Consider the following 11,783-nt stretch of genomic DNA (forward strand, 5'->3'; position numbering starts at 1 on the left):
CTCAATTATTCTTCGGGCGAGAGGGGCACGGTCGTGGGCCATGGCTGGGAGGGCGTCGTCCTCAAGCTTTTCCGGGGGCGTGACTTCACGTTCACCGTCACCGGGACCGAACAGGTCACCGAGAACTTCCGGCGGGTGCACCTGACCGACGGCGGACTGCTCGACGCGACGGACGGCGCGCACCCGACGATGTGGGTCAGGATCTGGTTCGAGCAGGACGGCAAACCGCACCAGCGCGCCTACACCCTCGTCGACCCCGACCGGGAGGCCGGGACGTTCAGCCTGGAGTTCGCCCTCCACGACGGGGCCGCGAGCACCTGGGCCCGGACGGTCCAGCCGGGCGACACGGTCGACGCCACCCTTCAGGGCACCGGCTTCACGCTGCCCGAACCGCGGCCCGCCCGGCTCTTCGTGATCGGCGACGCCGCCTCGCTGCCCGCGGTCAACTCCCTGCTGGACGCGGCCCCGGAGACACCGGCGACGATCTGGTTCGAGAACGCGCACGCCGCCGACGAGAAGCTCCCCCTGCGCCTGGACCCGTCCCGCCACACCCTGCACACGGTTCCACGACGCGACGCGGGCAAGCACCTGGTCGCCGAGGTGAAGGCGGCCCTGCCGGAGCTGCTCGGCGACGACGCCTCGGACGCCTACCTCTGGATCGCGTGCGACACGGCGACGACCCGGGCCCTGTCCTCGTACGCCCGCAAGGAGCTCGGCCTCGCCAAGGACCGGGTCAACGCGCTCGGCTACTGGCGCGCAGCATGAACGGTGGACACCCGCGTCGAACGGACGTAGGAGTGCCGGAGTTTCGCCTGCACCAGTAGACCCAGGAGGAAGGAGGGGCGGACCCAACTGGGCCCGCCCCCCTACGCGTTGAGCGTCATCTACCTGCGGTACAGGTCCTCGATCTCCGCGTCGAAGTCCCGTGTGATCGCGTCCCGCTTCAGCTTCAGGGAGGGGGTGAGGTGACCGCTCTCCTCGGTGAAGTCCCCCGGCAGGACCGTGAACTTACGGATCGACTCGGCACGCGAGACCAGCCGGTTGGCCTCGTCGACCGCGCGCTGCAGCGCCGCGCGCAGCTCCTCGTCGTCGACGAGGTCACGAATCGGCACGTCGACCTTCTTGCGCATCCGGCGCCAGTGCGCGAGCCCGTCCGGCTCCAGGGTGATCAGGGCGGTGACGAACGGACGGTTGTCGCCGACCACCAGACACTGGCCGACCAGCGGATGGGCGCGCAGCCAGTCCTCCAGCGGGGCCGGGATGACGTTCTTGCCGCCGGACGTGATGATGATGTCCTTCTTGCGGCCGGTGATCGTGAGGTAGCCGTCCTCGTCCAGTGCGCCGAGGTCGCCGGTCGGGAACCAGGTGCCCTCCTCCGAATACGGGACCGTCTCGCCGCGCTCGGTGTCCCAGTAGCCCTGGAAGACCTGACCGCCGCTGAGGAGCACCTCCCCGTCGTCCGCGATCCGTACGGCGGTGCCGGGCAGCGGCCAGCCCACCGTGCCCAGGCGTGGCTTGAGGGGCGGGGTGACGGTGGCGGCCGCGGTGGTCTCGGTGAGTCCGTAGCCCTCGAAGATCTCGATGCCCGCGCCCGCGTAGAACGCGGCGAGCCTGTGCCCCAGCGGGGAACCGCCGCAGATCGCGTACCGGACATGGCCGCCGAGCGCGGCCCGGATGCGCCGGTAGACCAGCGGGTCGTACAGGGCGCGGGCGGCGCGCAGGCCGAATCCGGGGCCGGGACCCGTGCCGTGTTCGGCGGCCTCGACCGCCTCGCCGTAGCGCTGGGCGATGCGGGCCGCACGGTCGAAGGAGGAGGCGCGGCCCATCTTCTCGGCGGTGGCCCGGCCGGTGTTGAAGACCTTCTCCAGGACGTACGGGATCGCCAGCAGGAACGAGGGCTTGAAGCCCGCCAGGTCCGCCAGCAGGTCCTCGGTCCGGATGGAGGGCGCGTGGCCGAGCCGGACCCGGGCGCGCAGGCAGCCGACCGCCACCATCCGGCCGAAGACATGGGAGAGGGGCAGGAAGAGAAGGGTGGAGGCGGGGTACTTGGAAACGGACTTGAAGACCGGGTGCAACAGCTCGATCGCGTTGTCGACCTCGGCGAAGAAGTTGCCGTGGCTCAGGACGCAGCCCTTGGGCAGGCCCGTGGTGCCCGACGTGTAGATGAGGGTGGCGGGGCTGTCCGGGTCCAGGGCCGAACGCCGGGCGGCGACCTCCGCGTCGGGGATCTGCCTGCCCAGTGACTTCAGACGGCCGATGGCGCCGGTGTCGAACTGCCAGAGGTGGGCGAGATCTCCGAGTTGCTGCCGCTCCTGGCTGACCAGCCGGCCCTGCTCCTTCGTCTCCACGGCGCAGGCCACGGCGCCGGAGTCCTGGAGTATCCAGCGGGTCTGGAAGGCGGACGAGGTGGGATAGACGGGCACGGTGACCAGCCCTGCCGCCCAGGCCGCGAAGTCGAGCAGCGTCCATTCGTAGGTCGTACGGGCCATGATCGCGACCCGGTCCCCGGCCTTGAGGCCTTCGGCGATGAGGCCCTTCGCGACCGTCTGCACCTCCTCGGCGAACTCGGCGGCCGTCATGTCCTGCCAGGTGCTGTCGGACTGCTTACGGCTGATGACGGCCTCGGACGGCGCATCGCGGGCGTTGTCGAAGGGGATGTCCGCGAGCGATCCGCGCCGAACGGTCGGCGCGAACAGGGGTACGGAGACCTCCCGTACCGTGCCGTCGGCGGCTCTGACCTTCGTGGGCTCGACCAGAACGGGCACGGTGGGGGCCGCGGGTGCGGCGGCAGCGGCTGACGTGGACACGAGCGGCTCCTCGGCGTGGGGGTCGGCACCGGGCTCGTCCGTGGGTCCGGTGCCGGGGCGGGCTGTTGGGGGCGCGGGGTGGTGCGGGGCGCGGCGGGCGAGCCGGCGCCCGGTCCCGCCCGGCGGGGTCAGGGGCGTTCCAGGACGGCGGTGACTCCCTGGCCGCCGGCGGCGCAGACCGAGATCAGGCCCCGGCCCGGAGCGTCCCGTTCCGCGAGGAGCCCGGCCAGGGTCGCGACGATCCTCGCGCCGGTCGCGGCGAACGGATGCCCCGTGGCCAGGGACGATCCCGCCACGTTGAGCTTGTCGCGGTCGATCGCCGACAGCCCCTGCTTCTCCCAGGACGCCAGCGTGGCAAGCACCTGGGAGGCGAACGCCTCGTGGATCTCGAAGAGGTCGAAGTCGTCGAAGGTGAGCCCGGCGCGCTCCAGCATGCGCGGTACGGCGTACGCGGGCGCCATCAGCAGTCCGTCCTCGCCGCTCACGTGGTCGACGGCCGCCGTCTCGTACAGGGACAGGTACGCGAGCGGCTCCAGGCCGTGCGCCTGCGCCCATTCCTCGCTCGCCAGCAGCACGGTGGCCGCACCGTCGGTGAGCGGGGTCGAATTGCCCGCCGTCATCGTCGCGTCGGGGTGGCCGGCTCCGAACACCGGTTTCAGCGTGGCGAGTTTCTCGACCGTGGAGCCCGGACGCAGGTTCTGGTCACGGTCCAGGCCGCGGAACGGGACGACGAGGTCGTCCAGGAACCCCCGCTCGTACGCGGCGGCGAGCCGCTGGTGGCTGGTCGCTGCCAGCAGGTCCTGGTCGGCGCGGGTGACGCCCCACTTCCGGGCGGTGACCGCGGCGTGCTCACCCATCGAGAGACCGGTGCGGGGTTCCTCGTTGCGCGGGATGTCCGGGACGAGGTGCCGGGGACGTACGCCCGACAGGGCCTTGATCCGGGCACCCGTCGACTTGGTGCGGCGGGCCTCGAGGAGCAGCCTGCGCAGCTGGTCGTTGACGCCCAGCGGCGCATCGCTCGTGGTGTCGGCGCCGCCCGCGATCGCCGAATCGACGACACCGAGCATGATCTTGTTGGCGGCGGCGATGACGGCCTGCAGGCCTGTCCCGCACGCCTGTTGGATGTCGTACGCCGGGGTGCGCGGGTCCAGGGCGGAGCCCAGGACGGTCTCGCGGGCCAGGTTGAAGTCCCGGCTGTGCTTGAGGACGGCGCCCGCGACGAACTCGCCGACCTGCTGCCCCCGCAGACCGAACCGCTCGACCAGTCCGTCCAGGGCCGCGGTGAGCATCTCCTGGTTGGAGGCTCGTGCGTACGGGCCGTCGGAGCGTGCGAACGGAATGCGACTGCCGCCGATGACCGCGACCCTGCGCGGCTGCGGAAGTGTCAGGGGAATCAACGCGACCAACTCATCTCGACCAACTCCTGACTCCAGAGTAACCTTACTCTGGAGTAAATCTACGACCGAGCAGGAGTCTGGACAATGGCCGACCACTATCTGCACCTCACCAGCACAGCAACCGGCCGCTTCCTGACCCGCAGGCTCGGCCTGCCGCAGCCCCAGCGGCTGCGGCGCTGGACGCTGGAGAGTCCCACACTCGACGGGCCGTTGCTGCACCTCACAGCGGGTGAATCGGCGATCTCGGACAAGCTGCGCGCGATTCTCGCGAAGATCGGCCCGGAGGCCACCGACCGGACCGGCCACCCGGCGGGCATCATCCTGGACGCGACCGGGATCACCACGGCCGCCGGACTCGGACAGGTCCACGCCGCGCTCCATCCCGTCGTGCGCTCGCTGGCCGCAGGAGGCCGTGTCGTCGTCATCGGCACCCCGCCGTCCCCCGACGACCACCACCAGGCGGCGGCCCAGCAGGCGCTCGAAGGGTTCGTGCGCTCGCTCGGCAAGGAGATCGGCAAGGGCGCCACCGCGCAGCTGCTACGGATCCCGCCGGGGGCCGCCACGTCGGCCGAATCCACGCTCCGCTTCCTGCTCTCCCCCCGGTCCGCCTACATCAGCGGCCAGGTCATCGAACTCACCGACGCCACCCCGGACCCGGTCGCCGACTGGGCGGCGCCGCTGTCCGGGCGCACCGCGCTGGTCACCGGCGCGGCACGCGGCATCGGAGCGTCGGTCGCCTCCGTACTCGCCAGGGACGGCGCCACGGTGATCTGCCTGGACATCCCGCAGGCCGAGGAGGAGCTGACCCGTACCGCCGCCCGGCTCGGCGCCACCGCCCTGCCGCTGGACATCACCGCACCCGACGCCGCCGACAGGATCGCCGCAGCCGCACCCGAGGGCCTCGACATCCTCGTCCACAACGCGGGCATCACCCGGGACCGCAGGCTCGCCAACATGCCGGCCGAACGCTGGGCCTCGGTGATCGAGGTCAACCTGGACAGCGTTCTGCGCACCACCGACGCCCTCCTCAAGGCGGGCGTCGTCAACCGCGGCGGCAGGATCGTCGCCACCGCGTCCATCGCCGGCATCGCAGGGAACAACGGCCAGACCAACTACGCGGCCAGCAAGGCGGGCATCATCGGCCTCGTCCGCTCCCTGGCCCCGCACGCCGCCGCCGACCACGGCGTCACCGTCAACGCGGTCGCCCCCGGCTTCATCGAGACGAAGATGACCGCCGCGGTGCCGCTCTTCATCCGGGAGGCCGGGCGCCGGATGAACTCCCTTTCCCAGGGCGGGCTTCCGGTCGATGTCGCCGAGACCACCGCCTGGTTCGCGCAGCCCGCGTCGAGCGCCGTCAACGGCCAGATCGTGCGGGTCTGCGGCCAGAGCCTGCTGGGGGCCTGAGACCGTGTCCAGTCTGAGCATGTCCCTCCTGCGCGGTGCCGTCACCTCCCCGTTCAAGCGAGCGGGACGGTCCGGCGCCGCGCTCCCCGCCGGCCGGGCGTCGCTTCCCCCGGCCCGCAGCGCACCCGGGCCCCTCGCCTCGTACAGCAGGGTGTGCGGGTTCACCGAGCCGGAAGTGCTGCCGCTCACCTACCCGCACGTCCTGGGCTTTCCGCTGGCCATGCGCGTCATGACAGGCCGGGCCTTTCCCCTGCCGGTCCTGGGGCTCGTCCACACCTGGATCGACATCACCCGGCACCGCGTCCTGCACCCGGAGGACCGGCTCGAACTCACCGCGTACGCAGATGGCCTGACGGCCCATCGCCGCGGCACCGAAGTCACGATGGTGACGGAGGCGCGGCTGGCGGGCGAGCTGGTCTGGGAGTCACGCAGCGGATACCTGTCCCGGCACACCACCGGCACCACCACCGCACCGGCCGCCCGAACGGCGGCGGGCACCGAGAACCTTCCCGCCGTGGCCGAGTGGCAGCTGCCCGGCGACCTCGGCCGACGGTACGGTGCGGCGTCGGGTGACCGGAACCCCATTCACCTGCACCCGCTGACGGCACGGCTGTTCGGCTTCCCCCGGCACATCGCGCACGGCATGTGGACCGTCGCCCGATGCCTCGCCGAGGCCGAGACCGGCATCGGAGCCGGGACCGGAACCGGAGTCGGCGAACCGGGCCGGATCCGTTCCGTACGGGCCGACTTCAGGGCTCCTCTCCCCCTGCCGGCCACCGTGACGTACGCGGCTGCCGGCCCCGCCTTCGAGGTACGCGGTGCGAACCGCGTCCACCTCACCGGCAGCGTGGCCCTGGACGGCAGCTAGCGGGACTGCCACCCACGGCCGTGCATGAGGTTCTCCAGGCCCGCCCAGGAGAAGTTCATCAGGGTGCCCGCCGCCTCCTTGGCCGAGACACCCGGAGTCTCGTTCGCCCACCCCGCGAGCGCCTCCGCAGCCCCCACGAGCGCCTGCGCGAGCCCGGCCACATCGCGGTCGGGGAGCGCGGGATCATGGTGCGCCTCGCGCGCCGCCGCCCCGATCAGACCCGTCACGAACGCAACGATCTCCTCCCGCAGCACCCCGACCTCGCTGACGAACGGCTCCCCCTGCGACCGCGCCTGCTGGTGCAGGACCGCCCAGCCGTCCGGGTTGTCCGCGGTGTGCGTGAAGAACGCCCGCAGCCCCGCCCACAGCTGGCGGTCCGCCGGCAGCCCCGGCTCCACCGCCGCCTGCACCGCTTCCACCAGCGCCTTCGACTCGCGGCGGATACACGCGGTGAAGAGTTCTTCCTTGGAATTCAGATACAGATAGACCAACGGTTTGGACACACCGGCCAGCTCGGCGATCTCGTCCATCGAAGCGGCCCGGTACCCGCGCTGCCCGAAGGTCTGCACTGCGGCATCCATCATCTGCTTCTCACGGACCGCGCGCGGCATCCGTTTGCTCTTCACTGCACTCACGTCAGACTTCCCTCCCGCCCCCACGGCGCTACTCCTCGGTAAGAGTACGGCGCGGGTCCCGCCCCCGCCGTGCGGAAGGGGCGCGGCCCGGCCACGATGACCGGTAGTCGCCCCTCGGCCCCGCCGGGCCCGTACACCTCTGGTCCCACACGGGATCACACCTGGGTCCGATGCTGTCGCCCGCTCCCGCCGCCTAGTGTCCGTGACATGACGCTCAGACTCCCTGGACGAAAGACCGTCGTCGCCCTCACGGCTCTGGTCCTGTCGGCCGCGCCCGCCGTCACCGCCCACGCCTTGTCCGGCCCCGCGCCCACCTCTGCCGCATCCACCGCCACGCTCGAACTGCCCCGCCCGACCGGCCCGTACGCCGTCGGCTCCGACGTTCTCCACCTCACCGACCACGGCCGCACCGACCCCTGGGTGCCCGACACCGGGAACCGCGAACTGATGGTGTCGGTCCACTACCCCGCCCGGCCAGGCGGCGGAAACGGCACCGCACCCTACATGAGCACTGAAGAGGCCCGGCTCTTCCTGGCTCAGCGAGAACTGGACGGCATCGTGCCGCCCACCGTCGTCAGCTCCACCTCCACCCATGCCCGCACTGACGCCCGGGCCGCCCGGGGCCGGTTCCCGCTGGTGCTGCTCTCCCCCGGCTTCGGTACCCCCCGCGCCACACTGACCTCCCTCGCGGAGGACCTCGCGAGCCGCGGCTACGTCGTGGCGAGTGTCGATCACGCCTACGAGTCCACCGGGACGGCCTTCCCCGGCGGGCGGATGCTCACGTGCGCGGCCTGTGACGTGGTCGAGGCGGCGCCGGACGAGGCGGCCGAGCGGGACGTGCTGAAGACCGTCTCCACCGGACGGGCCGACGACCTCACCTTCGTACTCGACCGGCTGACCGGTCCCCGCCCGGCCTGGGACAAGTCCCGGATGATCGACCGGCGCCGGGTCGCTGCCGCGGGCCACTCCATCGGCGGGAGCGCCGCGGCCTCCACCATGCTCGGTGACTCCCGCGTCGACGCGGGGATCAACATGGACGGCACCTTCTTCGAGCCCATTCCCCGCTCGGGCATCGGCGACCGCCCGTTCCTGATGCTCGGCACCGACGCGGGCCACCGTCCCGGAGGTGAGGACTGCTCCTGGGACGAGGGCTGGCAGCACCTGGACGGCTGGAAGCGCTGGCTGACCGTCAAGGACTCCGGCCACTTCACCTTCACGGACATCCCGGAACTCGGCGAACAGCTCGGCCTGCCGGTCGACCCCGAGGCCGCACTCTCCGGCGACCGCTCGACACGGATCACCCGGGACTACGTCGCGGCATTCCTCGACCTGCACCTACGCGGACGGCACCAGCCCCTGCTGGACGGCCCCACACCCGGGAACCTCGAGGTCGTCTTCCAGCAACCCTGACGGCCCCCGGCCTCGTACGGACCGGGGGCGCAGCTTCCTCTCGCGCCGTAGCGATCACCACGACCTGCATCCAGTCGGCACGTGCCGTGACCGCGTTGGATGTATGCACGTTGTGTGCTGCGCGGTACGACAGTCGGAGGGGTTCATGTCCAAGCCGCAGCACGTGGCGATTTACGCCACGGTCCTTGAGAAGGTCGAAGTGTTCAGTGTCGGGCGGGGCCGCAGAAAGCCGCCAGAGCCCGACTCGATCAGGATCACGCCGGTCGTAGATCCGGAGGGTGGAGACTCGCCCACGCGAATCACCGAGCATCACACCGTCCCCGGGTCCTGACCGGACCACGGGCCACCTGCAGAACCTTCACGCCAAGACAGCAGTCCCTGACCCACGGCACGAAGAGGCCCCCTACCGTCGCGCAAGCGTGGTAAGGGGCCTCTCCCGTGGCACAGGAAGCTGTTCGGTCCTGCCTCAGGCAGCGACTGCCACGCGCTCCTTGGAGTCCTCGTGCTCGGTCCCGAACTCCTCGATGGGCGAGGAGCTGGCCGAGTTGTACTTGTCGTGGTCGAGGATGTTCTCGCGGGCCGAGACGATCACCGGGACCAGCGCCTGTCCGGCCACGTTCGTGGCGGTGCGCATCATGTCCAGGATCGGGTCGATGGCGAGCAGCAGGCCCACGCCCTCCAGCGGGAGGCCCAGCGTCGACAGGGTCAGTGTCAGCATGACCGTGGCGCCGGTGAGACCGGCGGTGGCCGCCGAGCCGATCACCGAGACGAACGCGATCAGGATGTAGTCACCGATGCCCAGCTGGACGTCGAAGATCTGCGCGATGAAGATCGCCGCCAGCGCCGGGTAGATCGCGGCGCAGCCGTCCATCTTCGTGGTGGCGCCGAACGGGACGGCGAAGCTGGCGTACTCCTTCGGGACGCCGAGGCGCTCGGTGACCTTCTGGGTGACCGGCATCGTGCCGACGGAGGAGCGGGAGACGAAGGCAAGCTGGATCGCGGGCCAGGCGCCCTTGAAGAACTGCAGCGGGCTGACCTTGGCGACCGTGGCGAGGAGCAGCGGGTAGACGCCGAACATCACCAGGGCGCAGCCGATGTAGACGTCGGCGGTGAACGTGGCGTACTTGCCGATCAGGTCCCAGCCGTAGTCGGCGATCGCGTAGCCGATGAGGCCGACGGTGCCGATCGGGGCGAGGCGGATGACCCACCACAGGGCCTTCTGGAGGAGCTCCAGGATCGACTCGCTGAGGGCGAGGATCGGCTTGGCCTTGTCGCCGAGCTGGAGCGCGGCGATGCCGGCGACGGCGGCCATGAAGACGATCTGCAGCACGTTCAGCTCGGTGAACGGCGTGATGACGTCCGTCGGGATGATGCCGGTCAGGAAGTCGATCCAGGAGCCGGCGTGCTCGGGCTTGGCGCCGTCCTTCGGGGTGAGGCCGGTACCGGAGCCCGGGTTGGTGACCAGGCCGATCGCGAGGCCGATGGCGACCGCGATGAGCGAGGTGATCATGAACCAGAGCAGCGTGCGGGTCGCCAGCCTCGCGGCGTTGTTGACCTTGCGCAGGTTGGTGATCGACACCAGGATCGCGAAGAAGACGAGGGGCGCGACGGCCAGCTTCAGCAGCTGGACGAAGATGCTGCCGACCTGGTCGAGCGTGGTGTAGAGCCAGTTGATGTCCTGGCTGCGGGCGAGCCAGCCGAGCAGGACACCCAGGACCAGACCGGCGACGATCTGGACCCAGAACGGGACCTTGGGTATGCGGAAACCGGAGCCGGTGGGCTTACCGGCGTCGGTCGCGGGGGACGCGGAATTCGCGGACACGGACACACTCCAGATGTGCGCATGGGGACGTACCGGGACGGACGTACCTACGTGCGGTCGAACGGGGACGGGGGTGCGGCGCCCGCGTCAAGGGCGGCGCCGCTGCATGATGCCGGTTCAGACGTTGCGGCAACAGACCGCGGACATACAGCGGCAGAGATCGACATGCAGGCGCGCCACGAGCGGGGGGCTCATGGCGTGAAAGGGGCGCACTGCTGCGTTCATGTCGAACACGTTAACACTTGTACTTTGAGAACCTCAAAGGTCTTCTTTGACGAAGGAACGCAGCACTGCCGGTGCCGCCGCTCGCCGGTGGCCTCGAAGGCGTCGCGTACGGCCCGGAAACGCCGAAACCCCGGCACTGGAGCGAGTGCTCCGGTCCGGGGGCTTCGTGCGTATGGGCCGTGGGGTGTGAGGAACCTTACGCTCCGCTTACTGGGTGACGCTGTCCTCGCGCGTACGGTTCGCCTCGAGCTTGGCCTTGGTCCGGTCGACCGTGGAGATGAGCTGGGCGGACATCTCGTCGCGCTGCTTGCGCAGGAGGACGAAGCTGAGGGGCGCGGAGAGGAGCAGGCCGAGCAGGATGACCCAGACGAGGTTGGATCCGCCGAGCCCTGCGGGAAGCACACCGAAGTGGACGGCCACGCCGGAGACGAAGAAGCAGCCCACGAAAATCAGCAGGCGCATCGCGGTGTAGCGGATCGTTGCGCTCGGCTTGGCAGCGGACACGGCTGGCCTTCTCTCTACGTCCGACGTTCCTGCGGTCGCGCAGTCTGCGGTTCCACGGTTCTGCCCGACCAGTGAAGCATGCCCCGAATTCGATCAGTTCGCAGGGCTACCCGTTTCCGCGAGCCGCCCCGCGGAGGGACCGTCCTGCCGGAGGAGCGGGAGCAGCATGATGATGTCGTCGCGGTAGTCGTTCTCGGCCACCCTGATCGCGTCCGGGACCCGGCCCACCTCCTGGTATCCGCAGGAGGTGTAGAAGCGGTCGGCTCCGGTGCCGCCGCGGCAGGTGAGCCGGATGGCGTCGATGCCGTCGATGGCGCGGGCGGCGTCGGCGGATGCGGCCATCAGTTCGCGCCCGAAGCCCCTGCCCTGGTGGCGGGGGTGGACCATCACCGTGTAGAGCCCGATCCAGTGCCGCATCAGCCGGTGGGAGTTGTGCGTGAGGAAGGCGGTGGCGGCCACGACGCCGCCCTCGTCCCGTCCGACGACCAGGTGGGTACGGCCCTCGGCCATCCCGGCGAGGTGCCTGACCAGCTCCGGCCGGACCTCCTCGGCGGTGACGGGTGGCACGAAGCCGACGGCTCCGCCCGCGTTGGTGACGTCGACCCAGAGCGCGGTGATGCCGTCCCGCAGCACCCGGTCGAACGGGGGGTCCACCTCAAATGTAAGTGCCATAGTGGCAGATTAACCATTACGCCCCTGGCCCTCAACCGG

At 70.5% G+C, this 11,783-nt stretch carries 10 protein-coding genes; 4 read left to right on the top strand and 6 right to left on the bottom strand.

Going from position 1 to position 11,783, the window contains the following annotated elements:
- Nucleotides 1–33: 33 nt before the first annotated feature.
- The gene (locus ABZS61_RS10615) at nucleotides 34–765 is read left to right on the top strand and encodes a siderophore-interacting protein (RefSeq protein WP_356417783.1); all 732 of its coding nucleotides are present in this window, start codon (nucleotides 34–36) and stop codon (nucleotides 763–765) included.
- A gap of 119 nt (nucleotides 766–884) precedes the next feature.
- Here ABZS61_RS10615 and ABZS61_RS10620 read toward each other — a convergent pair whose 3' ends face one another.
- The gene (locus ABZS61_RS10620) at nucleotides 885–2,807 is read right to left on the bottom strand and encodes an AMP-dependent synthetase/ligase (protein WP_356417784.1); all 1,923 of its coding nucleotides are present in this window, start codon (nucleotides 2,805–2,807) and stop codon (nucleotides 885–887) included.
- 128 nt (nucleotides 2,808–2,935) lie between these two features.
- Nucleotides 2,936–4,213, bottom strand: a complete 1,278-nt coding sequence (locus ABZS61_RS10625; protein ID WP_356417785.1) for an acetyl-CoA C-acetyltransferase — start codon at nucleotides 4,211–4,213, stop codon at nucleotides 2,936–2,938.
- A 75-nt stretch (nucleotides 4,214–4,288) separates the two neighbouring features.
- On the opposite strand from ABZS61_RS10625, the gene ABZS61_RS10630 reads away from it, so the two are divergent.
- Complete coding sequence (locus tag ABZS61_RS10630; RefSeq protein ID WP_356417786.1) at nucleotides 4,289–5,608, top strand: 3-oxoacyl-ACP reductase; 1,320 nt, start codon at nucleotides 4,289–4,291, stop codon at nucleotides 5,606–5,608.
- A 4-nt stretch (nucleotides 5,609–5,612) separates the two neighbouring features.
- Nucleotides 5,613–6,476: a MaoC/PaaZ C-terminal domain-containing protein gene (locus ABZS61_RS10635; RefSeq protein ID WP_356417787.1), complete on the top strand. Its 864-nt coding sequence runs from the start codon at nucleotides 5,613–5,615 to the stop codon at nucleotides 6,474–6,476.
- On the opposite strand, the gene ABZS61_RS10640 is transcribed toward ABZS61_RS10635, so the two are convergent.
- Nucleotides 6,473–7,087 carry a TetR/AcrR family transcriptional regulator gene (locus ABZS61_RS10640; protein ID WP_356417847.1) on the bottom strand — a complete coding sequence of 205 codons (615 nt, stop codon included), beginning with the start codon at nucleotides 7,085–7,087 and terminating at the stop codon, nucleotides 6,473–6,475. The genes ABZS61_RS10635 and ABZS61_RS10640 overlap by 4 nt on opposite strands.
- A gap of 231 nt (nucleotides 7,088–7,318) precedes the next feature.
- Between ABZS61_RS10640 and ABZS61_RS10645 the strand changes: the two genes are divergently transcribed.
- Nucleotides 7,319–8,521 (top strand): alpha/beta hydrolase, encoded by a 1,203-nt coding sequence (locus ABZS61_RS10645; RefSeq protein WP_356417788.1) that lies wholly within the window; start codon nucleotides 7,319–7,321, stop codon nucleotides 8,519–8,521.
- A gap of 466 nt (nucleotides 8,522–8,987) precedes the next feature.
- Here ABZS61_RS10645 and ABZS61_RS10650 read toward each other — a convergent pair whose 3' ends face one another.
- The 3 genes from ABZS61_RS10650 to ABZS61_RS10660 form a co-directional block, all read right to left on the bottom strand.
- Complete coding sequence (locus tag ABZS61_RS10650; RefSeq protein WP_356417789.1) at nucleotides 8,988–10,343, bottom strand: dicarboxylate/amino acid:cation symporter; 1,356 nt, start codon at nucleotides 10,341–10,343, stop codon at nucleotides 8,988–8,990.
- A gap of 432 nt (nucleotides 10,344–10,775) precedes the next feature.
- Entirely contained in the window at nucleotides 10,776–11,072 is a 297-nt protein-coding gene (locus ABZS61_RS10655; RefSeq protein ID WP_356417790.1) for a DUF4229 domain-containing protein, read from the bottom strand.
- Nucleotides 11,073–11,165: 93 nt separating this feature from the next.
- Complete coding sequence (locus ABZS61_RS10660) at nucleotides 11,166–11,744, bottom strand: GNAT family N-acetyltransferase (RefSeq protein ID WP_356417791.1); 579 nt, start codon at nucleotides 11,742–11,744, stop codon at nucleotides 11,166–11,168.
- Nucleotides 11,745–11,783: the final 39 nt, after the last annotated feature.

The sequence above is a fragment of the Streptomyces sp. NPDC005566 genome (assembly GCF_040605575.1).
In the GTDB taxonomy this organism is placed as follows: domain Bacteria; phylum Actinomycetota; class Actinomycetes; order Streptomycetales; family Streptomycetaceae; genus Streptomyces.